Annotated in this window: 27 protein-coding genes and 2 pseudogenes; 17 read left to right on the top strand and 12 right to left on the bottom strand. The window is 54.6% G+C overall.

The genetic code is table 11. The annotated features are described in order from the left end of the window. Positions 1–66 precede the first annotated feature (66 nt). A complete protein-coding gene (locus P346_RS0121520) occupies positions 67–1113 on the bottom strand; it encodes an acyltransferase family protein (protein WP_193743808.1) in 1047 nt (348 codons plus the stop codon). 200 nt (positions 1114–1313) lie between these two features. Between P346_RS0121520 and P346_RS15605 the strand changes: the two are divergent. Both P346_RS15605 and P346_RS22345 read left to right on the top strand, forming a co-directional pair. Continuing rightward, positions 1314–1715: pseudogene (locus P346_RS15605) on the top strand (phage late control D family protein); the annotation flags it as partial. 67 nt (positions 1716–1782) lie between these two features. Continuing rightward, positions 1783–1997, top strand: a pseudogene (locus tag P346_RS22345) (ogr/Delta-like zinc finger family protein). A 21-nt stretch (positions 1998–2018) separates the two neighbouring features. Here the strand turns inward: P346_RS22345 and P346_RS23560 are convergent. Together P346_RS23560 and P346_RS15615 are read right to left on the bottom strand one after the other, a co-directional pair. Further along, positions 2019–2618: a GIY-YIG nuclease family protein gene (locus tag P346_RS23560; protein ID WP_032658278.1), complete on the bottom strand. Its 600-nt coding sequence runs from the start codon at positions 2616–2618 to the stop codon at positions 2019–2021. Positions 2619–2973: 355 nt separating this feature from the next. Then, on the bottom strand, positions 2974–4659 hold the full coding sequence (locus P346_RS15615) for an aspartate:alanine antiporter (RefSeq protein WP_029739442.1): 1686 nt from the start codon (positions 4657–4659) through the stop codon (positions 2974–2976). Positions 4660–4932: 273 nt separating this feature from the next. On the opposite strand from P346_RS15615, the gene P346_RS15620 reads away from it, so the two are divergent. Then, entirely contained in the window at positions 4933–5307 is a 375-nt protein-coding gene (locus tag P346_RS15620) for an inner membrane protein YbjM (RefSeq protein WP_032658276.1), read from the top strand. Positions 5308–5337: 30 nt separating this feature from the next. Here P346_RS15620 and P346_RS15625 read toward each other — a convergent pair whose 3' ends face one another. Further along, the gene (locus P346_RS15625; protein ID WP_006809455.1) at positions 5338–5607 is read right to left on the bottom strand and encodes a GrxA family glutaredoxin; all 270 of its coding nucleotides are present in this window, start codon (positions 5605–5607) and stop codon (positions 5338–5340) included. Positions 5608–5791: 184 nt separating this feature from the next. Here P346_RS15625 and nfsA point away from each other — a divergent pair, with 184 nt between their 5' ends. The 11 genes from nfsA to P346_RS15680 all read left to right on the top strand — a co-directional run bounded on the left by nfsA (position 5792) and on the right by P346_RS15680 (position 16618). After that, a complete protein-coding gene (gene nfsA / locus P346_RS15630; RefSeq protein ID WP_032658274.1) occupies positions 5792–6514 on the top strand; it encodes a nitroreductase NfsA in 723 nt (240 codons plus the stop codon). 69 nt (positions 6515–6583) lie between these two features. Beyond that, positions 6584–7486 carry a 30S ribosomal protein S6--L-glutamate ligase gene (gene rimK / locus P346_RS15635; RefSeq protein WP_032639049.1) on the top strand — a complete coding sequence of 301 codons (903 nt, stop codon included), beginning with the start codon at positions 6584–6586 and terminating at the stop codon, positions 7484–7486. A gap of 63 nt (positions 7487–7549) precedes the next feature. Beyond that, positions 7550–8026, top strand: coding sequence for a YbjN domain-containing protein (locus tag P346_RS15640; protein ID WP_032658273.1), 477 nt, complete (start codon positions 7550–7552; stop codon positions 8024–8026). A 351-nt stretch (positions 8027–8377) separates the two neighbouring features. After that, positions 8378–9490 (top strand): spermidine/putrescine ABC transporter substrate-binding protein PotF, encoded by a 1113-nt coding sequence (gene potF, locus P346_RS15645; protein WP_023335062.1) that lies wholly within the window; start codon positions 8378–8380, stop codon positions 9488–9490. A 143-nt stretch (positions 9491–9633) separates the two neighbouring features. Continuing rightward, a complete protein-coding gene (gene potG, locus P346_RS15650; protein ID WP_024907855.1) occupies positions 9634–10767 on the top strand; it encodes a putrescine ABC transporter ATP-binding subunit PotG in 1134 nt (377 codons plus the stop codon). 10 nt (positions 10768–10777) lie between these two features. Beyond that, positions 10778–11731, top strand: a complete 954-nt coding sequence (potH, locus tag P346_RS15655) for a putrescine ABC transporter permease PotH (RefSeq protein ID WP_029739446.1) — start codon at positions 10778–10780, stop codon at positions 11729–11731. Beyond that, the gene (potI, locus tag P346_RS15660) at positions 11728–12573 is read left to right on the top strand and encodes a putrescine ABC transporter permease PotI (RefSeq protein ID WP_029739447.1); all 846 of its coding nucleotides are present in this window, start codon (positions 11728–11730) and stop codon (positions 12571–12573) included. Before potH ends, potI begins: the two co-directional genes overlap by 4 nt. A 65-nt stretch (positions 12574–12638) precedes the next feature. Beyond that, positions 12639–13112, top strand: a complete 474-nt coding sequence (locus tag P346_RS15665; RefSeq protein ID WP_029739448.1) for a YbjO family protein — start codon at positions 12639–12641, stop codon at positions 13110–13112. Positions 13113–13152: 40 nt separating this feature from the next. Beyond that, positions 13153–14283: a 23S rRNA (uracil(747)-C(5))-methyltransferase RlmC gene (gene rlmC, locus P346_RS15670; RefSeq protein ID WP_032658271.1), complete on the top strand. Its 1131-nt coding sequence runs from the start codon at positions 13153–13155 to the stop codon at positions 14281–14283. A gap of 174 nt (positions 14284–14457) precedes the next feature. Beyond that, positions 14458–15165 carry a response regulator transcription factor gene (locus tag P346_RS15675; protein ID WP_029739450.1) on the top strand — a complete coding sequence of 236 codons (708 nt, stop codon included), beginning with the start codon at positions 14458–14460 and terminating at the stop codon, positions 15163–15165. Next, entirely contained in the window at positions 15149–16618 is a 1470-nt protein-coding gene (locus tag P346_RS15680; protein ID WP_032658269.1) for a sensor histidine kinase, read from the top strand. Before P346_RS15675 ends, P346_RS15680 begins: the two co-directional genes overlap by 17 nt. Positions 16619–16697: 79 nt before the next feature. On the opposite strand, the gene artJ is transcribed toward P346_RS15680, so the two are convergent. From artJ to P346_RS15710, 6 genes are all read right to left on the bottom strand, one after another. Then, the gene (gene artJ / locus P346_RS15685; protein ID WP_021240923.1) at positions 16698–17429 is read right to left on the bottom strand and encodes an arginine ABC transporter substrate-binding protein ArtJ; all 732 of its coding nucleotides are present in this window, start codon (positions 17427–17429) and stop codon (positions 16698–16700) included. 195 nt (positions 17430–17624) lie between these two features. Then, positions 17625–18293 carry an arginine ABC transporter permease ArtM gene (gene artM / locus P346_RS15690; RefSeq protein WP_032658268.1) on the bottom strand — a complete coding sequence of 223 codons (669 nt, stop codon included), beginning with the start codon at positions 18291–18293 and terminating at the stop codon, positions 17625–17627. After that, positions 18293–19009, bottom strand: coding sequence for an arginine ABC transporter permease ArtQ (gene artQ / locus P346_RS15695; RefSeq protein WP_023310941.1), 717 nt, complete (start codon positions 19007–19009; stop codon positions 18293–18295). Before artQ ends, artM begins: the two co-directional genes overlap by 1 nt. A 6-nt stretch (positions 19010–19015) precedes the next feature. Further along, on the bottom strand, positions 19016–19747 hold the full coding sequence (gene artI / locus P346_RS15700; protein ID WP_008500032.1) for an arginine ABC transporter substrate-binding protein ArtI: 732 nt from the start codon (positions 19745–19747) through the stop codon (positions 19016–19018). A gap of 19 nt (positions 19748–19766) precedes the next feature. Beyond that, positions 19767–20495, bottom strand: a complete 729-nt coding sequence (artP, locus tag P346_RS15705) for an arginine ABC transporter ATP-binding protein ArtP (RefSeq protein ID WP_023335075.1) — start codon at positions 20493–20495, stop codon at positions 19767–19769. Between the two features lie 226 nt (positions 20496–20721). After that, a complete protein-coding gene (locus tag P346_RS15710) occupies positions 20722–21240 on the bottom strand; it encodes a lipoprotein (protein ID WP_032658267.1) in 519 nt (172 codons plus the stop codon). A 97-nt stretch (positions 21241–21337) separates the two neighbouring features. Here P346_RS15710 and P346_RS15715 point away from each other — a divergent pair, with 97 nt between their 5' ends. From P346_RS15715 to P346_RS15725, 3 genes are all read left to right on the top strand, one after another. Beyond that, positions 21338–21661: a heavy metal-binding domain-containing protein gene (locus P346_RS15715; RefSeq protein ID WP_023310944.1), complete on the top strand. Its 324-nt coding sequence runs from the start codon at positions 21338–21340 to the stop codon at positions 21659–21661. After that, complete coding sequence (locus P346_RS15720) at positions 21658–22488, top strand: N-acetylmuramoyl-L-alanine amidase (protein ID WP_032658265.1); 831 nt, start codon at positions 21658–21660, stop codon at positions 22486–22488. The genes P346_RS15715 and P346_RS15720 overlap by 4 nt, the downstream gene beginning before the upstream one ends. A gap of 258 nt (positions 22489–22746) precedes the next feature. Then, positions 22747–23370: a helix-turn-helix domain-containing protein gene (locus P346_RS15725; protein ID WP_029739455.1), complete on the top strand. Its 624-nt coding sequence runs from the start codon at positions 22747–22749 to the stop codon at positions 23368–23370. Between the two features lie 17 nt (positions 23371–23387). On the opposite strand, the gene P346_RS15730 is transcribed toward P346_RS15725, so the two are convergent. Both P346_RS15730 and P346_RS15735 read right to left on the bottom strand, forming a co-directional pair. Continuing rightward, complete coding sequence (locus tag P346_RS15730; protein ID WP_032658264.1) at positions 23388–24002, bottom strand: hypothetical protein; 615 nt, start codon at positions 24000–24002, stop codon at positions 23388–23390. Then, entirely contained in the window at positions 24002–25576 is a 1575-nt protein-coding gene (locus P346_RS15735) for an ExeA family protein (RefSeq protein ID WP_032658262.1), read from the bottom strand. The genes P346_RS15730 and P346_RS15735 overlap by 1 nt, the downstream gene beginning before the upstream one ends. Positions 25577–25641: the final 65 nt, after the last annotated feature.

Raw genomic sequence — 25641 nt, 5'->3', positions numbered from 1 at the left:
AAAATATTGCTAGCTATTAGATAATTCTTTTATAAGCCACTTGATAATTTAAAGTGGCATTGGTAATCAAATTCTTGTTTGGCGTAAAAAGACCATTTTGAGCGCTTTTGTTAATTTTGTTTCTATAAATCTGTATGAGAGGAACGCCGTTGTGAGACAGATGATTGTGTAAAGTAATAAATACATACTTAAATTTATTTTATTCAATGCGTCATTGCTTGTTATTGTGAAAGCAATTATAGGTGCAAGGATTCCATGTGTTAGATATAAGCTATAGGAAGAGTTTCCTGCAAAGAGTAACCATGATGATTTGAACGTATAGCGCTCTAGTGAGAGTGCGGAATATACAATTATCGATGATATGCTACCCCATAATAAAACTCTTTTTAATTCGGTGTCGGTATTTAAATTTATCGGCAGGGCAAAAATACTAATGATACATCCCCCAATTAAAATTAACGACATGTGTTTATTTAAAAGTATTTTTGCGGAAAATAAGTAATAAATAAACATCCCACTCAAAAATTCGAGCAGGAAAGGCCTTGATAGTTGATTGATGATGTCGCTTTGGTAATGATTTTTAGCTATTTGTAAAAGCGTAAAAAAGCAAGCTAAGGTAAAGAAGAAATGCCAAAACTTTCTCATTCCAACCACAATGCATAGTGCCATTAATGAGTAAAATACAAATTCAAGCTGAAGGGTCCAGCCGGCGGTTAATATGGGGCCGCGAGCATCATTCGTAAAGGATAATGACTGTATTATGTAGTCTATTTTATATCGGTAGTCATTAAAATAAAATGTAAAATCAGTTGTAGGGTTTTTTATAAATCCATTCGCATTTAAATAAGAGACAAAAATAAAAGCGGCGGTAGAGACAAAGTACATAGGCCATACGCGGATAAAACGATGCATAAAAAATTCACCAGCAGTCGATTTTATTTTTCCTTTTTTGTGATCGCAGCCAGCGAAAATAATATAAGGCATTATAAAGCCACTAATAACAAAAAATATATCAACACCAATGGCTGCCAGGTTGGTTAATGAAGGAGGTATGCCATACATTGAAAGATTTGCATGAGCAAAAATGACGGTGAAAGCTGCTAAGAATCGCAAATATTGTATGTTTAAAATCATTTTAAATGAATTGATTGTTAATGATTTTCTAATAATAGCATTTCGATGGATTGAAGTAATTGATTTGTTTCTTACTTTGAAGCAACTCTACTCAATACCTGATTGTATCAGCGACTATACAAATCCTGTCGCGTGCGCTGCATTCGTATCACTCTGAAGATAGATACACCCCTGTAACTACGCGTGAACCGAAGCAGAAATAAATCACGCAGGTGAAGCGCCGCCGAAAGAAAACCACCACGACCAAAGAGCCGGAGGAAAAGCAGGGGGACTATCTGGTGGGCACGGATGAAAACGTGCTGGTCCTGAACCGGACCTATGCCAACCGCAGCAATGCGGAACGGGCGGCAAAGGTGCAGTGGGAGCGTCTGCAGCGTGGGGTGACCTCCCTCTCTCTGCAGCTCGCAGAAGGGCGGGCAGATCTCTACACCGAAATGCCGGTGAAGGTCAGTGGCTTCAAGCAGCCGATTGATGATACGGAATGGACCATTACTACCCTGACGCATACGGTTAATCCGGATAGTGGATTTACGACCAGTTTGGATCTTGAAGTGAAAATAGATGAGCTCGACATTGAATGATTAGTTCCAAAATGAGAACAATAATGTATCATTATTGCGAGCTGGTTAAGAGTGAGGGCTGAACAAAATGATGAATTGTCCGATGTGCAGCCAGGCCGCGCATACACGTAGTAGCTTTCAGGTTTCCAGTGAAACCAAAGAACGATACAACCAGTGCACTAACATTGAGTGTGGGCATACCTTCGTGACACATGATACTTTCGTGCGGTCAGTATGCCGCCCGCAAAAATTAGCTCAGCACTGCCTCATCCGAAAGGCATGCAGGAACAATTTGCATATTAATTCTGAGTTGATGGCGTGGTTTTACTGCGCCATTACTCGTCTTCTCAAATCCCGCTCATCTGCAATATCCATCAATCGTGCTTCAGCTGCAGCCTGAGTGCGCATTCCCGAAAGTGTGGGTTTAAAACTATGGGCATTTCCCTGGATATTTAACGGCAGGGGAACGGATGCGATCAACTTGTCCTCAAGTTCCCACGGTGCATCTATCGGTATCCAGTGAACCCTGGCATTTTGCTCCATCCAAAGGTCAAGCCACTGTTCGCCTGGGTGAGTAAATGTCATTCTGGAACCGGAGCTAACCCGGCGGAGGGGAAAGTGACTGATATCGCTCAGTAGCACGCCAAGCGTGCGTCGAAGTGTAGAGCCTGCCGCATTGCCGCTGTAATGCGATTTGAGACGCTTTCTTAAATTCGATCGGCTGTTGGGTTTCCCACGTTTGTCAGGCGAAATGCCGACGTAGAGAAGAGTGTAGCCCTCAGCCGTAATACAACCCTCTGTTGGCACCCCAGGAGGAATCTCTTTGAACCACCAAAAGTAAACACCGTTTACTGCAGGAACCGGAGTTGGCCTGCTCATGACTTCCGTTCTGCTGTAGGTTTTCTCAGGGTAAAAATCGAACATACGCTTTCCTTGCTGGTTTTTTTACGATTGTATTCATTTACCGTCGGATGGCGATGACTTTGAAGGGGGAAAGGAGAAAAATCAGAGGTAAGTCTGTTGCTCTAAGGCGACAAGTTTTAGCGCTGCCGCCATTCTGTCGCCACCTTGCTCGAAGCGGCTCTGTAAGTGGCTGATATAGAAGGTCACGAACTTCAGGCAACAAAAAACCCATCAACCTTGAACCAAAACGGCGGGGTTGATGGGCTCCACAAATTGGGGACATCAAAGAAAAGCAGTGGCACTAGTTATGACTGCCCCCTGATAAAAAAGTTCTGCGCGTAACGAAAATAATTTTCCCCGCGCGCAAACTTAGGAGTTATCCGAGTCCAGGCCAGATGATAACGATCAGCGTACCCGCAAGCGTAAGCAGTACGTTAGCGATAGCGTAAGTGCCCGCATACCCCAGCGCCGGGATGTTGCTGCGCGCGGTATCGCTGATGATTTCCATTGCAGGCGCACAGGTACGCGCGCCCATCATGGCCCCGAAGAGCAGGGCGCGGTTCATGCGCAGCACGTAGGCGCCGAACAGGAAACAGATTACGACCGGCACCAGGCTAACGATAAGTCCCGAAACCAGCATCTGCCAGCCGACGGCGCCCAGGCTGTGGCCGATACCGCTGCCCGCGCTTAAGCCCACGCCTGCCATAAAGACCATCAGACCGAACTCTTTCACCATGTTCAGCGCGCCCTGCGGAATGTAGCCGAAGGTCGGGTGGTTCGCTCGCAGGAAGCCCAGCATGATCCCGGCAAACAGCAACCCGGCGGCGTTACCGATGCCGAAACTGAAGTTGCTGAACTGGAAGGTGATCATCCCGATCATCAGGCCAACAATAAAGAAAGCGCAGAAGGCCAGCAGGTCGGTGACCTGGCTGTGAATGGAGATAAAGCCGATGCGGTCGGCAACGGTTTTCACGCGTCGCGCGTCGCCGCTGACCTGCAGAACGTCGCCTTTGTTGAGCACGACGTTATCGTCGATAGGCATCTCAATCTGGCTGCGGATCACGCGGTTGAGGAAGCAGCCGTGGTCGGTCAGCTTCAGCTGCGCCAGGCGGCGGCCCACGGCGTTATGGTTTTTCACCACAATCTCTTCGGTGACGATACGCATGTCGAGCAGGTCGCGGTCGAACACCTCTTTGCCGTTACGGAAGCTCGGGTCGAGACGGGCGTGGGCGTCCGGGTAACCCACCAGCGCGATATCGTCGCCCATCTGCAGCACCGCGTCGCCGTCCGGGTTTGCCAGAATGCCGTTGCGGCGGATACGTTCGATATAGCAGCCCGTCTGGCGGTAAATCCCCAGCTCGCGCAGATTTTTGCCGTCAGCCCATGCCACCAGCTCTGGCCCGACGCGATAGGCGCGGATCACCGGGAGATAGACTTTACGTTTGGAATCGGTATCGAGACCGCGCTCGCGGGCGATTTGCTGGGCGCTGGTCTGCAGATCCTGGTGCTGCAGTTTTGGCAGGTAGCGTGCGCCAACGATCAGGCTCACCAGACCAATCAGATAGGTCAGGGCATAGCCCAGGCTCAGGTGGTCGAGCGCGGTAGAGAGCTGCGCGCCGGCCATGCCGGAATGGCGAAGGGTATCACCTGCACCCACCAGCACGGGGGTGGAGGTCATGGAGCCTGCCAGCATACCGGCCGTTAACCCGATATCCCAGCCAAACAGTTTACCCAGCCCTAACGCGATCAGCAGCGCGCTGCCGACCATCACCAGCGCCAGCATCAGATAATTTTTGCCGTCGCGGAAGAAAATTGAAAAAAAGTTCGGTCCCGCTTCCACGCCAACACAAAAAATAAACAGCATAAAGCCTAAGTTGAGCGCGTCCGTGTTAATGCTGAAGTGCTGCTGGCCTAATAATAAGGAGACGACTAAAACGCCAATGGAATTACCAAGTTGAACTGAACCCAGGCGCAATTTACCCAGGCAAAGGCCCAGCGCCAGTACCACAAATAATAACAGGATGTAATTCCCATTTAACAAGTCTGCGACGTTTATATTCACGGAGGCTAACTTCTTGTTTACCAGTAAGTTGTTGAATGAACGGACTATTTGGGCTACTGTTTTCTGGGCCAGGGAACGCGTTCAACCCTCCCTGTTACCTAATTTATTCCCTAAAACATTAGCTGGCCGATAGTTTAATCGTATTAGCTACTGACAGCTACCTATTATCGCATCACCCTGTGCGTACTTTGGCAAGGATTGCCGCACTGCTTTATCTGACTGGGCGTCTACCCGACGAAGGTGTATTTGATAGAGATAAGTCAGGAGGATAGTTTGAACATTAAACGAAACTGGGCGGGGGTGATCAGCTGCTTTTTGCTGTTTACCGTCGTGTGCATGTCGCTCGCTTTTAATGTGAAAGGGGCATTCAGAGCTGCCGGACACCCGGAGCTGGGGCTGCTCTTTTTTACCCTGCCGGGAGCCGCTGCCAGTTTTCTTTCCCGTAAAGGGGAGGTGGTCAAGCCGCTTATTGGCGCAATGCTGGCTGCACCGCTGTGTCTGCTGCTGATGCGCATGCTGTATGTATCAACGCGAAGTTTCTGGCAGGAGCTGGCGTGGTTGCTGAGCGGCGTCTTCTGGTGCGCCCTCGGCGCGCTGTGCTATTTGTTTGTGTGCAGCCTGATTAAGCATCGACGGCACCACAAATAAAAACGCCCTCAGGGTGAGGGCGTCTTCGCATTACTGGGCGGCAAACAGGCCCAGATGCTCTTTGGCGTAAGCTTCAAAGTCAGTGCAACCGCCGATGTGTTTCTGATCGAGGAAGATCTGCGGTACGGTTTCAACCGGCTTGCCGACGGTTTTTTCGAGATCCGCTTTGGTGATGCCTTCCGCGTGGATATCCACGTAGCGGAAGTTGAAGTCATCGCGCTCTTCGGTCAGTTTCTCAGCCAGCTCTTTCGCGCGCACACAGTAAGGGCACCCTGGACGACCAAAAATTACTGCAAACATTTCTCTCTCCTCAAAAAACAAGCCTGACGGCGAATAGGACATATAGTGCCCGATAACCTGCCGCCATTAAAGAAGGTTTCGCCTGTCGCTTTGATACAGTAAGGCTATGTTTCGCCAATTACACCGCGCAAATCATTGCCTATACTGGCTGCCATACGGTTTAAGCAAGACAAAGAGAGACAAGATGACGCCAACCATAGACCTGCTCACATCCCACCGTTCCATTCGCCACTTCACCGATAAGCCGATTACCGAGGCGCAGCGCGAAGCGATTATCAACAGCGCCAGGGCGACCTCCAGTTCCAGCTTCCTGCAGTGCAGCTCGATTATCCGCATCACCGACCCGGCCATGCGTGAACAGCTGGTCACGCTGACCGGCGGGCAGAAGCATGTGGCCCAGGCCGCGGAGTTCTGGGTGTTCTGCGCCGACTTTAACCGCCACCTGCAGATCTGCCCTGAAGCCGAGCTGGGGCTGGCCGAACAGCTGCTGCTGGGCGTGGTGGATACCGCGCTGATGGCGCAAAACGCCTTTACGGCGGCGGAGTCGCTGGGTTTGGGCGGTGTCTACATCGGCGGCCTGCGTAACAACATCGAAAGCGTGACCGAGCTGCTGAAGCTGCCAAAACACGTCCTGCCTCTGTTCGGCCTGTGCCTCGGCTGGCCTGCGGATAACCCGGATCTGAAGCCGCGCATTCCTGCCGCCATGCTGGTGCACGAAAACCACTACCAGCCGGTCGATCAGGACGTCCTGAATCAATATGACGAAGAGCTGGCAAACTACTACCTGACGCGCGGCAGCAATAATCGTCGCGATACCTGGACTGACCATATTCGTCGCACCATCATTAAAGAGAACCGCCCGTTTATTCTTGATTACCTGCACAAACAGGGCTGGGCGACGCGATAGTCCATTCCGCCTGCGCCTGCCTGCGTATATGATATGCAGGCTTTTTCCATGTCTTCAGAGAGGTGCAGGGTGAAAATTGCCATATTGTCCCGGGATGGAACGCTCTATTCATGTAAGCGCCTGCGAGACGCGGCGGCGAAACGCGGGCATCAGGTTGAGATCCTCGACCCGATGTCCTGCTATATGAACATCGACCCGGCTGCCTCGTCGATTCACTACAAAGGCCGCAAGCTGCCGCACTTTGATGCGGTGATCCCCCGCATCGGCTCCCAGATTACCTATTACGGCACCGCCGCGCTGCGCCAGTTCGAGATGCTGGGCAGCTATCCGCTCAACGAATCCGTCGCCATTTCGCGCGCCCGCGACAAGCTGCGCTCGCTGCAGCTCCTCGCCCGTCAGGGAATCGATCTTCCGGTCACGGGGATTGCCCATTCACCGGACGACACCAGCGATCTTATCGATATGGTGGGCGGCGCGCCTTTGGTGATTAAGCTGGTGGAAGGTACGCAGGGCATTGGCGTGGTGCTGGCGGAAACGCGCCAGGCGGCGGAGAGCGTGATTGATGCCTTTCGGGGTCTCAATGCCCACATTCTGGTGCAGGAGTACATCGAAGAGGCGAAAGGGCGCGACATCCGCTGCTTCGTGGTCGGCAATGAGGTGGTGGCGGCCATCGAGCGGCAGGCGAAAGAGGGCGATTTCCGCTCTAATCTTCACCGCGGCGGCATTGCAAGAATCGCTGATATCAGCGATCGCGAACGGGAAATTGCCGTCAAAGCGGCGCAAACCCTGGGGCTGGACGTGGCGGGCGTAGACCTGCTGCGGGCGACGCGCGGGCCGCTGGTCATGGAGGTGAATGCCTCGCCGGGGCTGGAAGGCGTGGAAAAAACCACAGGTGTCGATATTGCGGGTAAAATGATCTCATGGATCGAGCGCCATGCCACGCCGGGTTACTGTCTGAAAACGGGCGGTTAAATGGTATTGAACGCACTTTTTGCGTAATCTATGCGAAGTTTTTATTTAAGAGGCTGCACAGCGATGGATTTACAGGTCGTACCTACACTGGATACGTTACGTCAATGGCTTGATGATGCCGGAATTACGTTCTTCGAATGCGATTCCTGCCAGGCGCTGCATTTGCCTCATATGCAGAATTTCGACGGCATTTTCGATGCCAAAATCGATCTCATTAACGACGTGATCCTTTTCTCCGCGCTGGCCGAAGTGAAGCCGTCTGCGCTGCTGGCGCTGGCCTCCGACCTGTCGGCGATCAACGCCAGTTCTTTGACGGTGAAAGCATTTCTCGACATACAGGATGATAATCTGCCAAAGCTGGTCGTTTGCCAGTCTTTATTCTCCGGTGCCGGGCTGTCGTTCAAGCAGTTCTCCGCGTTTATGCGCTTGAGCGAAGAGCAAATTTCCATGGTCATGATGGAAGCCAATGCACACCATCTGCTGTATAGCGCGGAAGACGATGCAGAGAATAATGATGCATCTCCCAATTTTCTTCACTAAGCCTGTCTGACTTTTGCGCAGTCGCTGCCATAGCGGCTGCAGAAGGCCATTTTTTCTGCTGCTTTTAACCTTTCTTTAAAGAATTTTTCACCTCCCTGAAGGCCATTTCGGCTTATCACGTAGACATAACCTGCATAAAAAATTGATAAAAGGCGTTTTTTCGTCTGGGCTATAGCCGGAGACACGGGCTACAGTTATTCTTGCGATGCTTAAAAAAGCGAGCGGAAGCTGCCGGGTAAAGAGGTTTCTTTTTATTTTGGGCAGAGCGACAAACTATGCATGATTATTGCATATCTTCAGATTGCACAGTTTTAGTTCGTTTGTTAACGAGCTTTCAGAAGGAATAAAGATATGATCGCCTTGAATAAAAAATGGTTATCGGGTCTGGTTGCGGGTGCTCTGATGGCCGTCTCTGCCGGCACGCTCGCTGCGGAACAAAAAACGCTGCACGTTTACAACTGGTCTGACTATATTGCGCCGGACACGGTGGCGAATTTTGAAAAAGAGACCGGCATTAAAGTGGTCTACGACGTTTTCGATTCCAACGAAGTGCTGGAAGGAAAACTGATGGCGGGGAGCACCGGGTTTGATCTCGTGGTGCCTTCCGCAAGCTTCCTCGAGCGCCAGCTGACGGCAGGCGTCTTCCAGCCGCTGGATAAGAGCAAGTTACCGAACTGGAAAAACCTCGATCCGGAAGTGCTGAAGCTGGTGGCGAAGCATGACCCGGACAACAAATACGCCATGCCTTACCTGTGGGCGACCACCGGTATCGGCTACAACGTGGATAAAGTCAAAGCGGTGCTCGGCCCTGACGTTAAGCTGGACAGCTGGGACGTGGTGCTGAAGCCTGAAAATCTTGAGAAGCTGAAAAGCTGCGGCGTCTCCTTCCTCGATGCGCCGGAAGAGATTTTCGCGACCGTGCTGAACTACCTGGGCAAAGACCCGAACAGCAGTAAAGCCGATGATTACACCGGCCCGGCGACCGATCTGCTGCTGAAGCTGCGTCCAAACATTCGTTACTTCCACTCGTCTCAGTACATCAATGACCTGGCGAACGGCGACATCTGCGTCGCGATCGGCTGGGCAGGTGACGTGTGGCAGGCGGCTAACCGCGCGAAAGAGGCGAAAAACGGCGTGAACGTCTCTTACTTCATTCCGAAAGAGGGGGCGCTGGCCTTCTTCGACGTCTTCGCGATGCCGGCTGATGCGAAGAACAAAGACGAAGCCTATCAGTTCCTCAACTACCTGATGCGTCCTGAGGTGATCGCCCACATCAGCGACCACGTTTACTACGCGAACGGTAACAAGGCCTCCGTGCCGCTGGTAAGCGAAGAAATCCGTAACAACCCGGCTATCTATCCGCCGGCGGATGTGTTCGCCAAGCTCTTCACCCTGAAAGTTCAGGATCCAAAAATTGACCGCGTGCGTACCCGCGCGTGGACCAAGGTGAAAAGCGGTAAATAACGGCGTTGGGTATTGTTGCCCGGTGGCGCTATCGCCTACCGGGCCTCTACAACCCGTAGGCCGGGCAAGCGTTAGCGCCGCCCGGCGATGCGCACCCTGACGGTGCGTTTGCACCAGTATTGATCTATGCCGGAGAACACCCCGTGAATGACGCGATCCCCCGCCCGCAGGCGAAAGTCCGTAAAGCGCTGACCCCGCTTCTTGAAATTCGTAACCTCACCAAATCTTTCGATGGCCAGCATGCCGTGGACGACGTCAGCCTGACTATCTATAAAGGCGAAATTTTTGCCCTTCTGGGGGCTTCTGGCTGCGGTAAATCGACCCTGCTGCGTATGCTGGCCGGTTTTGAACAGCCCACCGCCGGGCAAATCATGCTCGATGGCGTGGATCTCTCCAGCGTGCCGCCGTATCAGCGCCCGATTAACATGATGTTCCAGTCTTACGCGCTGTTCCCGCACATGACGGTGGAGCAGAACATCGCCTTTGGCCTGAAGCAGGACAAGCTGCCGAAGGCCGAAATTACCGCGCGCGTGGCCGAAATGCTGAGCCTAGTGCACATGCAGGAGTTCGCGAAGCGTAAGCCGCACCAGCTCTCCGGCGGCCAGCGCCAGCGCGTGGCCCTGGCCCGCAGTCTGGCAAAACGCCCGAAACTGCTGTTGCTCGACGAGCCGATGGGCGCGCTGGATAAAAAGCTGCGCGACCGCATGCAGCTCGAAGTGGTGGATATCCTCGAGCGCGTGGGGGTGACCTGCGTGATGGTCACCCACGACCAGGAAGAGGCGATGACCATGGCCGGGCGTATTGCGATCATGAACCGCGGGAAGTTCGTGCAGATTGGCGAGCCGGAAGAGATTTATGAGCACCCGACCACCCGCTACAGCGCGGAGTTTATCGGCTCGGTCAACGTCTTTGAAGGGCTGCTGAAAGATCGTCAGGAGGATGGCCTGGTCATCGAATCGCCGGGGCTGCAGCATCCGCTTAAGGTCGATCCTGATAACTCGGTGGTGGATAACGTGCCGGTCTACGTCGCGCTGCGTCCGGAGAAAATCATGCTCTGCGAGGATCCGCCTGCCGATGGTTATAACTTTGCCGTTGGGGAAGTGGTGCACATTGCCTATCTGGGCGATTTGTCTATCTACCACGTGCGGCTGAAAAGCGGGCAGATGCTTAGCGCGCAGCTACAGAACGAACATCGCTACCGCAAGGGGCAACCAACATGGGGCGACGAAGTGCGCCTGTGCTGGGATGCTGACAGTTGCGTAGTGCTGACGGTATAAGGAGCTGCAAATGAGTGCACTTGAACCTCCAGCTCGCGCAGAAAAGCCGGGCGGTTTTGCCCAGTGGCTAACGCGCATGCAGATGAACCACGGCCGCAAGCTGGTGATTGCCATGCCGTATGTGTGGCTGATCCTGCTGTTCCTGCTGCCGTTCCTGATTGTTTTCAAGATAAGCCTGGCGGAAATGGCGCGGGCGATCCCGCCCTATACCAACCTGCTGGACTGGGCCGACGGGCAGCTGACGCTGACGCTTAATCTAGGCAACTTCCTGCAGCTCACCGACGATCCGCTCTATTTCGAAGCGTATCTGCAGTCGCTGCAGGTGGCGGCGATTTCGACGCTCTGCTGTCTGGTGATGGGCTACCCGCTGGCGTGGGCGGTGGCGCACAGCAAGCCGTCGACGCGTAACATCCTGCTGCTGCTGGTGATCCTGCCGTCGTGGACCTCGTTCCTGATCCGCGTTTACGCCTGGATGGGGATCCTGAAAAACAACGGCGTGCTGAACAACTTTCTCATGTGGCTTGGGGTTATCGATCAGCCGCTGACGATCCTGCACACCAACCTCGCGGTCTATATCGGTATTGTGTACGCCTATCTGCCGTTTATGGTGCTGCCGATCTACACGGCGCTGACGCGCATTGATTATTCGCTGGTGGAAGCGTCGCTCGATCTTGGCGCCCGTCCGTTAAAAACCTTCTTCAGCGTCATTGTCCCGCTGACCAAAGGCGGCATTATCGCCGGGTCAATGCTGGTCTTTATCCCGGCGGTAGGGGAGTTTGTGATCCCTGAACTGCTCGGCGGCCCGGACAGCATCATGATTGGCCGCGTGCTGTGGCAGGAGTTCTTCAATAACCGCGACTGGCCGGTGGCCTCGGCGGTAGCGATTGTTATGCTCCTGCTGCTGATCGTGCCGATCATGTGGTTCCACAAGCATCAGCAGAAACAGATGGGAGACCACGGATGAACAACTTACCGGTAGTGCGCTCCCCGTGGCGAATTGCGATTCTCGTTATCGGCTTTACCTTCCTGTATGCGCCGATGCTGATGCTGGTGATTTACTCCTTCAACAGCTCTAAGCTGGTAACGGTCTGGGCGGGCTGGTCGACGCGCTGGTACAGCGAGCTGTTTCACGACGATGCGATGATGAGCGCGGTGGGGCTGAGCCTGACCATTGCTGCCCTTGCGGCGACAATGGCGTCGGTGCTGGGCACGATCGCCGCGCTGGTGATGGTGCGCTTCGGGCGTTTTCGCGGCTCAAACGGGTTCGCCTTTATGATCACCGCGCCGCTGGTCATGCCGGACGTGATCACCGGACTCGCGCTGCTGCTGCTGTTCGTGGCCCTGGCGCACGCCATCGGCTGGCCGGCGGATCGCGGCATGCTCACCATCTGGCTGGCGCACGTCACCTTCTGTACGGCCTACGTGGCGGTAGTGATCTCCTCGCGCATGCGCGAGCTGGATCGCTCCATTGAAGAGGCGGCGATGGATCTTGGCGCGACGCCGCTGAAGGTCTTTTTCATCATTACCCTGCCGATGATTATGCCGGCGGTGATCTCCGGCTGGCTGCTGGCGTTTACGCTGTCGCTGGACGATCTGGTTATCGCCAGCTTTGTCTCCGGACCGGGCGCGACGACGCTGCCGATGCTGGTCTTCTCCAGCGTGCGCATGGGAGTCAACCCGGAGATCAACGCCCTGGCTTCCATCATCCTCGGCGTGGTCGGAATTGTCGGGTTTATCGCCTGGTATTTGATGGCGCGCGCGGAAAAACAGCGCGTGCGCGATATCCAGCGTGCAAGACGCGGCTGAAGGATTTAAAATTTCCAGTGAAGTGCCGCGCATGACGCGGCACTGTTTTTCAGGGAAGTAAAACATTGGGATTATTAAAAAAATCACGTACTACGCACGCGCGTCCTAACGTACCTGCTCTGGTTCAGGTGGCGGCGCTCGCCATTATTATGATCCGCTGCCTGGACGTGCTAATGATTCTGAACACCCTGGGCGTGCGCGGCATCGGTGAATTCATTCACCGCAGCGTGCAGACGTGGAATCTGACGCTGGTCTTTTTGAGCAGCCTGGTGCTGGTGTTTATCGAGATCTACTGCGCGTTTTCGCTGGTCAAAGGGCGCAACTGGGCGCGCTGGGTCTACCTGCTGACGCAAATTACCGCCGCCAGCTATCTGTGGGCCGCCTCGCTGGGATACGGCTACCCGGAGCTGTTCAGCATTGCGGGGGAATCCAAACGCGAGATCCTGCGCGCGCTGTTTATGCAAAAACTCCCGGACATGCTGGTTCTGTTCCTGCTTTTTATCCCCGCCTCCAGTCGGCGGTTCTTCCGCCTGCAATAATGTGTATAATCGCAGCCCTCGTGATCCTTAAGGTTTTCATATGCAGTGCGCACTCTATGACGCCGGACGCTGCCGCTCCTGTCAGTGGATAGAACAGCCGGTCTCTCAACAACTCACCGCCAAAATGGCCGACCTGCAACAGCTGCTGGCAGCGCACGCGGTGGGCGAGTGGTGCGCACCCGTCAGCGGCCCGGAGCAGGGCTTTCGTAATAAAGCCAAAATGGTGGTCAGCGGCAGCGTTGAAAAACCGCTGCTGGGGATGCTGCACCGCGACGGCACGCCGGAAGACTTAACCGACTGCCCGCTGTATCCCGCCTCGTTTGAGCCCGTCTTTGCCGCACTGAAACCCTTTATTGCGCGTGCAGGGTTAACGCCTTACAACGTCGCCCGCAGGCGCGGTGAGTTAAAATACCTTTTGCTAACGGAAAGCCAGAAAGACGGCGGCATGATGCTGCGCTTCGTGCTGCGTTCGGAAGCCAAGCTCGAGCAGCTGCGCGCGGCGCTGCCGTGGCTGCAGGAACAGCTTCCGCAGCTTAAGGTCATTACGGCGAATATTCAGCCGGTGCATATGGCGATCATGGAAGGGGAGAAAGAGGTTTTCTTCACCGACCAGCACGCGCTGGCCGAAAGCTTCAACGGCGTGCCGCTGTGGATCCGCCCGCAAAGCTTCTTCCAGACCAACCCGACCGTGGCAAGCAGCCTGTACGCCACCGCCCGCGACTGGGTTCGTGCGTTAAACGTCCATCATATGTGGGATCTCTTCTGCGGCGTGGGCGGCTTTGGTCTGCACTGCGCCACGCCAGAGATGCAGCTCACCGGCATTGAGATCTCTGCCGAAGCGATTGCCTGCGCGAAACAGTCCGCCGCCGGGCTGGGGTTAACGAATCTGCACTTCCAGGCGCTGGATTCCACGCAGTTTGCGACCGGCCAGGGCAACGTGCCGGAGCTGGTGCTGGTCAACCCGCCGCGCCGCGGCATCGGCAAGGCGCTGTGCGACTACCTGAGCCAGATGGCACCCGAGTACATCGTCTATTCCAGCTGTAACGCCCAGACCATGGCGAAAGACATCGCCAGCCTGCCGGGCTACCGCATTGAACGCGTGCAGCTTTTCGATATGTTCCCGCATACCGCGCATTATGAAGTGCTGACGTTGTTGGTGAAAACGCGCTAATCCTAAACATCGCCCGGTGGCGCTGCGCTTACCGGGCCTACAATCTGGAGTAGGCCGGGTAAGGCGTAGCCGCCACCCGGCATGAACCCCGCACAATGTTCAACAAAATGTGAACTCTTCCCCCGCTCGAAATCAGGTAAGCTTACGTCATAAGAAATGATTGAAGGCTTACCCATGAAGCAGATCCTGCTGGTGGAAGACGACCACGATATCGCGGCGCTTCTGCGACTCAATTTAGAAGACGAAGGCTACGCCATCACCCACGAGCCCGACGGGGGCAAGGCCTTACAGCGTCTTGAAAAACAGCCGTGGGATGCGGTGATCCTCGACCTGATGCTGCCCAACGTTGACGGTCTGGAGATTTGCCGCCGCATCCGTCAGATGACGCGCTACCTGCCGGTGATCATCATCAGCGCCCGCAGCAGCGAGACCGACCGCATTACCGGGCTGGAAACCGGCGCCGATGATTATCTGGCGAAGCCGTTCTCGGTGCAGGAACTCATTGCGCGCATCAAAGCGCTGTTCCGCCGCCAGCAGGCGATGGGGCAGGCGCAAACCGACGGTCAAATTCAGGCCCACGGTCTGACCATCGATCCGCTGGCGCGCAGCGTGCTGCTTCATGGCCAGGTGGTGGATCTCACCCCGCGTGAATTCGAGCTGCTCTACTTCTTTGCTCGTCATCCCGGCGAGGTCTTTTCGCGTCTGGCGCTGCTGGAGCAGGTCTGGGGCTATCAGCACGAAGGCTATGAGCACACCGTTAACACCCATATTAACCGCCTGCGCATCAAGATTGAGAAGGACGCCGCCGAGCCGGAGATTATTCGCACCGTCTGGGGCAAGGGCTATAAATTTGCGGAGCCAAATCATGATGCGCCGCTTTAGCCTGAGCCAGCGCCTGACGCTGCTGTTCATCCTGCTGATGATGCTCTGCGCCACCGTCGCCTGCGCGGTACAGCTCTACACCAGTACGCAGTACGGTAACGCGATGGTGCAGCGGCTGTCGGGAGGGCTGGCGCAGCAGATCGTTCAGCGCGAATCGATTCTGGACGCGCAGGGCAGGGTCGATCGAACGGCTCTCAAGCCGCTGTTCGATCGGCTGATGACCTTTAATCCGAGCGTTGAGCTGTACGTCGTCTCCCCGGACGGCGATATCCTGGCCGATGCCGCACCGCCGGGCCATATTCAGCGGCAAAAAATCGACCTGGCGCCGGTGCAGACTTTCCTGAGCGGTACCGCCATTCCGATCCTGGGCGACGACCCGCGCAGTCAAAATAAAAAGGTCTTTAGCGCCACGCCGCTGCGGCAGGACGGCGAGCTAAAAGGCTACCTCTACATTATTTTACAGGGCGAGGAGTCCAACGCGCTGGCGGAGATGGCCTGGCATAAGGCGCTGTGGAGCACGGTGCTGTGGTCATTGCTGTGGGTTGCGCTGTTTGGCCTGCTGGCAGGTTTACTGGTCTGGTACTGGGTCACGCGCCCGGTAAAACAGCTGACGGTAGAAGTCGCCGGGCTGGAGCAGGACAGCATAAGTGCTATCAGGCAGCTGGCGGCGCAGCCGTCGGACGCGGCGGCAAAGGATGAAGTGGCGATCCTGCGCAACAGCTTTATCGAGCTGGCGCGCAAAATCACCCGCCAGTGGGACCAGCTGGCCGACAGCGATCGCCAGCGCCGGGAGTTTATCGCCAACATTTCGCACGATCTCCGTACGCCGCTGACCTCGCTGCTGGGCTATCTGGAAACCCTTTCACTAAAATCCGCCACGCTGACGCCGCAGGAGCACCAGCAGTATCTCGCCACCGCGCTGCGACAGGGGCAAAAAGTCCGTCATCTTTCGCAGCAGCTGTTTGAGCTGGCGCGCCTAGAGCACGGCGGCATTAAGCCGCAGCGCGAGCGTTTCGCGATGGGGGAGCTGATTTCCGACGTGGCGCAGAAGTTTGAGCTCACCGCCCGCACGCGCGAGGTGAATCTGCATATTGACGTGCCGGGACCGCTGCCGCTGATTAACGCCGATGTGTCGATGATTGAACGCGTGGTGACCAACCTGCTCGATAACGCGATGCGCCATACGCCTGGCGGCGGGGAAATTCGTCTGGCGGTCTGGCAGGAGAATGAACGGCTTCAGGTCGAAGTGGCTGACAGCGGAACCGGCGTGGATGCCTCGCTGCGCGACGATCTGTTCCAGCGGCCATCGGCGTTGAATACCCAGGCATCTCGGGAGAATCGCGGCGGGCTGGGGCTGTTAATCGTGAAACGTATGCTGGAGCTGCACGGCGGTGGGATCAGGCTGATGGAGTCGGCGAGCGGGGCACGGTTCAGGTTCTTTGTGCCGCTGTGAGGGAGTGCCGGGTGGCGGCTTCGCCTTACCCGGCCTACAGACTACCACCCCCGTAGGCCGAGTCACCCGGCAAAAAGGATTACTGCGGGAACCACTGCTCGCTGATTTTCTGATACGTACCGTCAGCTTTAATCGCTTTCAGCGCGCCGTTCAGTTTTTCCAGCAGGGCTTTGTTATCCGGACGTACCGCGATGCCGAGGCCTGTACCAAAGTACTGTGGATCGGTCACTTTCTCGGTTGCGGTGCCCAGTTGCGGATTGGTTTTCAGCCATTCGTTCACCACGGCGGTATCGCCGAACACGCCGTCGATGCGGCCATTTTTCAGGTCGATAATCGCGTTCTGATAGCTGTCATAGGCTACGGTTTTCACTTCAGGATGCTTGTCCTGGAGATATTTCTGGTGCGTGGTGCCGTTTTCCATTCCGATGCGTTTACCTTTCAGCTGATCGAAAGAGGTATAAGCGCCTTTCTTCGCAATCACGACCGCAGAGTTGGCGTAGTACGGGTCGGTAAACGCGACCTGCTTGCTGCGCTCAGGCGTGATGTCCATCCCGGAGATCACCGCATCGTATTTTTTAAATTTCAGCGACGGGATCAGGCTGTCGAAGGCATGATTGGTAAAGGTGCAGTCGGCCTGCATTTGTTTGCACAGCGCTTTCGCCAGGTCGATATCGAAACCCACGATCTGGTTGCTGGCATCCAGCGATTCAAACGGCGGATAGGTGGCGGACACGCCAAAATTGATTTTATCAGCAGCGGATGCGCCAGCGGCGAAGGTGGCGAGTAATGCGGCCAGAACTAACTTTTTCATTGTAATGCTCCCGTCTGTCTTATTTATGCGCCGTGTCTGCGGCATGGATGTACAATGCCATTTAATGAATTTATATGCAATAAAAATGATTAAGTATTATTTTTTTGGAAAAAAAAAGCGGATAACCAAAAAGTTACCCGCATTGATTAATCACATTTATGCACTTCTTGCCGGGTGGCGCTGCGCTTACCCGGCCTACGATCTGCGCTCAAACGCCAGCGCTCTACGCTCGATCAGGCGCATCATCAGCGTCAACAGACCGTTAACCACCAGGTAAACCACGCCTGCCGCACCGAACACCATCACGTCATAGGTGCGTCCATAGAGCAGCTGTCCGTGACCCATCACCTCCATCAGGGTGATGGTGTAGGCCAGAGAGGTACTCTTGAACACCAGCACCACTTCGTTGGAGTAAGAGGAGAGCGCGCGCTTAAAGGCGTACGGAAGCAGGATCGCCAGCGTGTCTTTCTTGCTCATGCCCAGCGCTCCGCAGGACTGCCACTGACCTTCAGGAATGGCGCGGATCGCCCCGTAGAACAGCTGGGTGGTATAGGCCGCACTGTTCAGCGAAAGGGCAATCAGAGCACACAGCCACGGTTCAGAGAGCAGATGCCAGATAACCGGATAATCCTGCAGCGACGGAAACTGGCCCGGGCCGTAGTAAATCAGGAAGATCTGCACCAGCAGCGGCGTACCGGTAAACAGGGTGATGTAGCCGCGCACAATCCACACAAGCACCGGCGTTTTCAGCGTCAGGATGATGGTGAAGATAAGGGCCAGAATCAGCGCCACGATAATGGACGCCACGGTCAGCGTCAGGCTGGTGTGCAGCCCTTTCATCAGCTCGGGGAAATATTCAAGCATCAGCCTGGTCTCCGTTCAAAGCGCGTCGCACGCAGGTCAATACGCTTGAGGATGTACTGACTGAGCAACGTGATCACCAGGTAGATAGCCGCCGCCACAATGTACCAGGTAAAAGGCTCCTGGGTGCGGGTGGCGATGCTTTTGGTTTGCAGCATCAAATCGTTAACGCTTATCAGGCTCACCAGCGCGGTATCTTTCAGCAGCACCAGCCACTGGTTACCGAGGCCCGGCAGGGCATGGCGCCACATCTGAGGCATGACCAGACGGAAGAAGATGGCTGATTTCGACAGGCCTAACGCCTGACCCGACTCCCACTGACCCTGCGGCACGGCCTTCAGCGCACCGCGCAGGGTTTGCGACGCGTACGCGGAGTAGAGCAGGGAGAGGGCAATCACGCCGCACAGGAACGGGCTGACGTCGAAGTTTTCAATCTGCATCTGCACCGGGATCTGCGCAAAGCCAAGATTGATCGTGAAGCCGTCCGACAGCGTCAGCAGCAGCTGCGAGGAGCCGAAATAGATAAACAGGACCACCAGAATTTCCGGTAGCCCACGCAGCACGGTGACCAGCGCGGAGCCTGTCCAGGCGACGGGGAACCATTTCGCGGATTCCCACACCGCAAAGAACATCGCCAGCACGAGGCCGATAATCAGTGCGCAAACGGCAAGGCCGACGGTCATCCCGGCGGCGCTTGCTAAAGGAAAAATTTCATTCATCAGGAATTACTTCTGGAACCATTTTTTGTAGATGGTTTCGTAGGTGCCGTCTTTCTTCACTTTTTCCAGCGCAGCGTTGAATTTCTGCTGCAGCTCAGTGTTGCCCTGACGAACGGCAATCCCCAGACCGGTACCGAAGTAATCCTTATCGGTCACTTTGTCGCCCACTGGCGCCAGTTTATCGTTGGCCTTCAGCCACTCGGTCACGACCGCGGTATCACCAAATACGCCGTCGATACGGCCATTTTGCAGATCCAGCTTCGCGTTCTGGTAGCTGTCATACGGAACGGTGGTGATTTCCGGATGTTTGTCCATGATGAATTTCTGGTGCGTGGTGCCGTTCTGCACGCCAACTTTTTTGCCTTTCAGCTGATCGACAGAGGTGAATTTACCTTTCTGACCAATGAACAGGGCGGAGTTGTCGTAGTAAGGGGTGGTGAACAGCACCTGCTTTTCACGCTCCGGGGTGATGTCCATACCGGCCATCACGGCGTCGATGCGGCGGAACTTCAGGCTTGGGATCAGGCTGTCGAACGCCTGGTTGCTGAAGGTACAGGTCGCGTCAATCTCTTTACACAGGGCGTTAGCCAGGTCCACGTCGAAGCCAACAATTTTGTTGTTCGCATCAATCGACTCAAACGGAGGGTAAGAGGCTTCCGTGGCGAAACGAATGGTCTGGGCTGCGGTAGCGGAAAGGGTAACGCCAGCAAGCAGCACGGCAAGTAATACTTTTTTCATTATATTTCCCCTGACACAATCAATGAGATAAATAGTTTTTGAAGGCATCGGTTTGCGGGTTCGCGAAGCAGCCCGCATCACCTTGCTCAACGATATAACCGTTTTCCATATAGACCACACGGCTGGCGGTTTTACGCGCCACTTCCACTTCGTGGGTGACTATAACCTGCGTAATATTGGTTTCCGCCAGCTCGCGAATGATGCTGACGATCTGGGCGGTGATTTCCGGATCCAGCGCCGCGGTTGGCTCATCAAACAGCAGTACCGCAGGCTCCATCATCAGCGCGCGGGCAATGGCCACGCGCTGCTGCTGACCACCGGAAAGGTGCAGCGGATAGCGGTCGCTGTAGGGCTTAAGGCGCAGACGATCCAGCAGCTTTTCGGCACGGGCGATAGCCTGATCCTTGCTTAATCCCAGCACGCGGCACGGCGCTTCAATCAGGTTTTGCAGGACGGTCAGATGCGGCCAGAGATTGTATTGCTGGAAGACCATGCCGACGTTTTGACGCAGTTCGCGAATCGCTTTATCAGACGGCGTTTTCGCGAAGTCAAAATGGTTACCGGCAATTGCCAGCGTACCTGAACGGGGCATTTCAAGCAGATTAAGGACGCGCAGAAGGGAGCTTTTGCCTGCACCGCTTGGGCCAAGCAAAACCAGCGTTTCGCCTTCCGGGCAGTTCAGCGTGATGTCAAACAGCGCCTGGTGTGCGCCGTAGAAGCAGTTAATGCCGTTTAGTTTAATACTCATCGGGGCAGTCTTTACTCATCCAGGCAATCTATAGCAATTGAGGCCGCAGATAGTACCGTTGACAGAATAGTTATGCAATATTTATGCGTTAAAAGTTAAATATAACCCGTATTTCCTCTTAAACATAGCACAAAATAGCGAACGGTAAGGTCGGCGAGTATAAATGTCGGCATTCCGCATGAAATGCCGCACATTTTACGGGGGTTACCAGGTTGTATCGGCGGGTTTAGCGATTCTCAATCGACTGGCGAAGCGTGCCTGCCGGGGCATGAACGCTGCCGCCAACGTAGCGCACGTCATCAACCGCCCAGCACTGTCCTTCACGGATCATCAGCACTTCATCCTGCCAGGTTTGGGTTCCCTGCGTCAGCTTCACGCGCAGCGGAATATTGCGGGCATCGGTATTCGGGATGGTTGACGCGCTGGCCACTTCGGCGCTGTCCGGCAGCGTGGTTCGGCTGGAGAACGGATCGGATTTCAGCAATGTGTTGTGCTGAGGATCGCGGGTGGCGTCGTTAAGCAGTTTTGCCAGACCGTCGCTCAGATACGTGCGCAGGCCGGTGAGATCGTTGCTGCGGTGCTGAATGCGATAATCATAGAACTGCTGCGCCACGGCGTCCGGGCCGCCCTCAATGCAGGGGCCGCTGCGGGTACCGATATCCTTAAAGGCTGGCGTGACCGTGGTGGTACAGGCGCTGAGCACCAGCGCGCAGGGCACCAAAAGTGTTAAAGCAGAATAGCGCATGTTGATTTCCTTATTTATTAACTATCCTTTCAATCATAGCGTAACGAACCGATAATGCTGTGCCTAAGGCATTGAACGCTAAAGAAGGAGAGAAACCATGCAGTTTTCAACAACGCCAACCCTGGAAGGGCAGACAATTACCGAGTATTGCGGTGTGGTTACCGGCGAAGCGATTCTGGGCGCCAATATCTTCCGCGACTTTTTTGCCGGCATCCGCGATATCGTTGGCGGCCGCTCGGGCGCATACGAAAAAGAGCTGCGCAAAGCGCGTGAAATCGCTTTTAAAGAGCTTGGCGAGCAGGCGGAAGCCCTCGGCGCTGATGCGGTCGTGGGGATTGATATCGACTACGAAACGGTCGGAAAAGATGCCAGCATGCTGATGGTGAGCGTAAGCGGTACGGCGGTGAAAACTCTCCGATGAAGCGTTCGCTTGCCACGCTCCTGCTGGCGCTGCTGCTGGCAGGGTGTGCCACCGAAAAAGGGATCATCGATAAAGGCGCCTACGAGCTGAACACGCGCCATCAGGCGCAGGCGGCTTATCCGCGCATCAAGGTGCTGGTGATCCACTACACCGCGGATGACTTTGACAGCTCGCTGGCCACGCTGACGGATAAGAACGTCAGCTCTCACTATTTGATCCCGGCTAAACCCCCGGCACCGGACGGTAAGCCGCGCATCTGGCAGCTGGTACCCGAAAGCGAACTGGCCTGGCATGCGGGCATCAGCTTCTGGCGCGGCACCAACCGCATCAACGATACGTCTGTCGGCATTGAGCTGGAGAACCGCGGCTGGCAAAAAACGTCGGGCGTTAAGCATTTTACGCCGTTTGAGCCTGCGCAAATTGCGGCGCTGGTTCCGCTCGCCAGAGACATTATTACCCGCTACAACATCAGGCCTGAAAATGTGGTTGCCCATTCGGACATCGCTCCGCAGCGTAAAGACGATCCCGGCCCGCTGTTCCCGTGGCGTGAGCTGGCGCAGCAGGGGATTGGTGCATGGCCCGACCCGGCGCGGGTGGCGTTTTACCTTAACGGCAGGCCGCGCGACGAGCTCGTGGAGCCGAAGGTGCTGCTCGATCTGCTGGCGCGCTACGGCTATGAGGTGACCGATAACATGACGAACGCGCAGCAGAAGCGCGTGATCGTCGCGTTTCAGATGCATTTTCGCCCGGCGCGCTGGGACGGCGTGGCCGATCGCGAAACGCTGGCTATCGCGGAGGCGCTGTTAGAGCGCTACGGGCAGGGGTAATCCTTCGGGTTACCCAACGCCGCTTTACACGATCTCCTTTTGGACAGATTTTTAATCACATTCACGGTGTAAATGTTTTATAGTTTCCTCAGTCGAAATTACTCGCAAACGTGGTTGACAATATATCAGCACGACAAATAAGAAATACGGATGTTCTAACGTCTTAGCTTTACTTTACATTTGTTAAATGGACTACGCATTTATGCGCTGTGATTGCACACGTTCACCTTTTTCAATTTAATATTAATAGGTATAACAATGTTAAGTATCTACAGTAAAAATAGCCGTCCACAAGCAGAACTTGACGCCCTTATCGCGGCAACTGAAGGTTTTGAAGAAAGAACCTTACGCAAATGGCAGCGTATCAGTACCGAGAACAACGAAGATATTCATTTTATCGTTAGCGGTGAAGTTGAATTCCGCCGCGAGTCGGATGAACTGTGTATGTTCACCTTACAGAATAAATGTATTTTTGGTCTCTCCTCTATTTATTACAACTCAACGCATATGTATGGCCTGGTTCGTGCCAATACCGTGGTGCGCACCATTAAAAAAGATGATTTTGTCCGTCTGATAAGCGAAAAAAATCTTTGGGAAGCCTTGAGTAAAGTCCTCTCCTGGTATGTTTGCCTGCTCAGCAAGCGTGACGAAGTGCTGGTGGCCCGCAGCGCCTACTCGATTGTTCGCGAGTTCTTGCTGGAAATTAACGAACTGATGGTGCACCATCAGCGCGATATCAATATTTATGACTATATTCAGGAATATACCAGCCTGGCCCGCAGTACCATTATTAAAATCCTCGCTGACCTGAAAAAAGGTAACTATATTCAGGTTGAGAAAGGTCGTCTTATGTATTTGTCAGCATTGCCAGAGAAATATTAATCGCTTTTATCTCCTTTTTAACTGAAAGGAGGGCTATGTTTCAGTAAATTATTTGCCTGCGTTCCTGACGTGGTTTCATCCACGGGAGGCGCGGGCATTTTCCCCTGCGAATAATCTTTTTCCTGTTCTTTTAACGCCTTCATCAATAATGCCTTGATCGCCCCGTCATCAACTGTCTGACCGGTATTATCCTGTTCGGGGATAGCAGAATTCTTCGCTTCTGTCCCTGGCAATATATCCCGGGAAATATCATGCGGCATTTCACCGTCGGGCGCCTGCTGCCAGTCGGCATCGCCGCTATCAATGGGCATCTCATGCAGCGGCGGCATCTCTTTTGTCACCGGTTCTTGCTTTGCTTCAGGCTGCGGGAACGGTTTGCTGACATAGACATAATGCATATCCGATAGCTTGGTTTCTGGCTTAACGGCGCTCGCTTTTACTGGCTCAGGTACCGGATGGCGCAGATCCCAGTAGAGATGAGCGTAGAGTCCCGCAGCGATCGTCATCACTATTCCCACCACCCAGATCAGGGTGGCACAGACCACATTTTTCAGCGAGGGGCGCCGGTAAGAAAACCAGACCGGTGCGTTCAGGGTGGCGCTGCGCTGGGCAGCCAGAGTAATCGTCGACATTATGAATGCTTCTCCTGCGCGTTGGGGGTCGCAGATATATTTGCGGACTGAATAAGTACGCTTGGCGTAGTCCGGGTTTCACGCATTAACTGCATCAATGTATCTTCACCCGCAATCCCGTCCACATGCAGATGCATTTTCTGTTGAAACTCGCGGGTACGTTGCATCAGTTCGGCCGTCCACACCTTTGTGTGGGTTTCGGGTAGATTCAGCGCCAGGCTAAGCTGTTGATCCATCCAGCCCAGATCTTTGGCGCTGCTTTCGGCGCTCACGGCATCTTTCCCCTGCGGCGTAAGGCGGTGCAACTGGGTGTAATTGCCCGTTGCATGCTGGTTAAACCAGCTGCGACTCACCTGCCAGGTGCGATTATTCATCAGCAGATCAAGCGAGTTATCATCTACTCTGGCCACCACGGCATAGTTCAGGTGATCGCCTGTTTTGATCTCGCCGATCCACGGGTAACCCTCTTTTGCCAGCTCTTCAACCGAAGCGCTGCCCTCCTTACACATCAGGTTGACCTGCCCGGCGTTCTGGCAAAGCGCCTCTTCCATCGTGGCGTCATAACCCCACATGGTATAGAGCTGATGCATCGCATCGGGCTTATTCACCACTTCATTATCAATAACCGGCCCCGCTGGGGCGTCGGTTTTTGGTGCCTGCGGTTTCCAGCTGGCCATCACGGGCAGCTGTACCGGCAGTCTGGCGGTAATGGTGGGTATCAATGTCCAGCCGCAGGCGGCAAACAGTACGGAGGCAAAAAGGCCCATAACGGCAAGGCGTTTGCCCTTCGGTTTCGCCGGCAGAACTTCTCCTGCGGCGAGTCGCAGATGGCGCGGCGATACCTGCGCTGAACGCTCGGTCCAGGCGGCAAGCATCGCAAGGTGCGCCAGCTCGTTGAGTTTGCCTGTCTGTCCTTTGGTCAGAACATGCATCTTGCGCACGCGGGCCCGGGTAAACGGCGTCGCGTCGCTGCCATTTTCTTCACACTGGGCCTGAACATAGCTCAGGGACTCGCGGCAGGTGAGAGGCCGGAGCGTGTGATGCGTATGAAGAAATTCACGCAACCCGGACTGCTGGAGGGCGGCTTCCTGGTCGGCCGATCCCATCAGCACAACCGACAGAGAGACATCCAGCTCCTGCGCGCGGGTTAACAACATGGACAGAGCGTCGTGGCAATTCGCTTTCATCGACTGAATATGCGAAATGACCAGCACTTTACGTGTGGTTTTGCGGGACAACATCTCGTCCTTCCACTGACGTAGCACAGCATCAATCGCCTGGATCCGGGTTGTGCTCTCTTTAGTGGTGGTGTTGAGTTTATAGAGCAGGCCGCTGGCGCTGAGTTTCGGGAAGGCGTTAATGGCAAGCAGCGTGCCGTCATGCTTTTTCAGCGCATCGCAAAACTGCGAGGCGAGATAGCTGTCGTCGCTTAAGAGCGCAGTGACGCCTGTTTTCTGGCACTTCTCTTTCAGCAAACCGAACACATCCTGATGATACGGAACAAAAAAATCACCTGGCATCCGGGTGATTGTCCGGAAAGGCTGGGTAGTGAAATTAAAATGGCGCATATACATAGCGTATTACCGTCTCTTACATTCATAACAAGGAGCCAGAAAAGTAAAGGATATAGGTGGAAGGG

It is taken from the genome of Enterobacter sp. DC1 (assembly GCF_000568075.1).
Lineage (GTDB): Bacteria > Pseudomonadota > Gammaproteobacteria > Enterobacterales > Enterobacteriaceae > Enterobacter > Enterobacter asburiae.
This window is presented reverse-complemented; position numbering and strand designations above follow the sequence as displayed.

Bases quoted from the DNA above. Each gene is read 5' to 3' on its own strand.
- P346_RS23560 (WP_032658278.1), bottom strand. From the start codon at position 2,618: ATGTTCGATTTTTACCCTGAGAAAACCTACAGCAGAACGGAAGTCATG.
- P346_RS15625 (WP_006809455.1), bottom strand. From the start codon at position 5,607: ATGTTTGCAGTAATTTTTGGTCGTCCAGGGTGCCCTTACTGTGTGCGC.
- nfsA (WP_032658274.1), top strand. From the start codon at position 5,792: ATGACGCCAACCATAGACCTGCTCACATCCCACCGTTCCATTCGCCAC.
- P346_RS15640 (WP_032658273.1), top strand. From the start codon at position 7,550: ATGGATTTACAGGTCGTACCTACACTGGATACGTTACGTCAATGGCTT.
- potF (WP_023335062.1), top strand. From the start codon at position 8,378: ATGATCGCCTTGAATAAAAAATGGTTATCGGGTCTGGTTGCGGGTGCT.
- potH (WP_029739446.1), top strand. From the start codon at position 10,778: ATGAGTGCACTTGAACCTCCAGCTCGCGCAGAAAAGCCGGGCGGTTTT.
- potI (WP_029739447.1), top strand. From the start codon at position 11,728: ATGAACAACTTACCGGTAGTGCGCTCCCCGTGGCGAATTGCGATTCTC.
- rlmC (WP_032658271.1), top strand. From the start codon at position 13,153: ATGCAGTGCGCACTCTATGACGCCGGACGCTGCCGCTCCTGTCAGTGG.
- P346_RS15675 (WP_029739450.1), top strand. From the start codon at position 14,458: ATGAAGCAGATCCTGCTGGTGGAAGACGACCACGATATCGCGGCGCTT.
- P346_RS15680 (WP_032658269.1), top strand. From the start codon at position 15,149: ATGATGCGCCGCTTTAGCCTGAGCCAGCGCCTGACGCTGCTGTTCATC.
- artJ (WP_021240923.1), bottom strand. From the start codon at position 17,429: ATGAAAAAGTTAGTTCTGGCCGCATTACTCGCCACCTTCGCCGCTGGC.
- artM (WP_032658268.1), bottom strand. From the start codon at position 18,293: ATGCTTGAATATTTCCCCGAGCTGATGAAAGGGCTGCACACCAGCCTG.
- artQ (WP_023310941.1), bottom strand. From the start codon at position 19,009: ATGAATGAAATTTTTCCTTTAGCAAGCGCCGCCGGGATGACCGTCGGC.
- artI (WP_008500032.1), bottom strand. From the start codon at position 19,747: ATGAAAAAAGTATTACTTGCCGTGCTGCTTGCTGGCGTTACCCTTTCC.
- artP (WP_023335075.1), bottom strand. From the start codon at position 20,495: ATGAGTATTAAACTAAACGGCATTAACTGCTTCTACGGCGCACACCAG.
- P346_RS15710 (WP_032658267.1), bottom strand. From the start codon at position 21,240: ATGCGCTATTCTGCTTTAACACTTTTGGTGCCCTGCGCGCTGGTGCTC.
- P346_RS15715 (WP_023310944.1), top strand. From the start codon at position 21,338: ATGCAGTTTTCAACAACGCCAACCCTGGAAGGGCAGACAATTACCGAG.
- P346_RS15720 (WP_032658265.1), top strand. From the start codon at position 21,658: ATGAAGCGTTCGCTTGCCACGCTCCTGCTGGCGCTGCTGCTGGCAGGG.
- P346_RS15725 (WP_029739455.1), top strand. From the start codon at position 22,747: ATGTTAAGTATCTACAGTAAAAATAGCCGTCCACAAGCAGAACTTGAC.
- P346_RS15730 (WP_032658264.1), bottom strand. From the start codon at position 24,002: ATGTCGACGATTACTCTGGCTGCCCAGCGCAGCGCCACCCTGAACGCA.
- P346_RS15735 (WP_032658262.1), bottom strand. From the start codon at position 25,576: ATGTATATGCGCCATTTTAATTTCACTACCCAGCCTTTCCGGACAATC.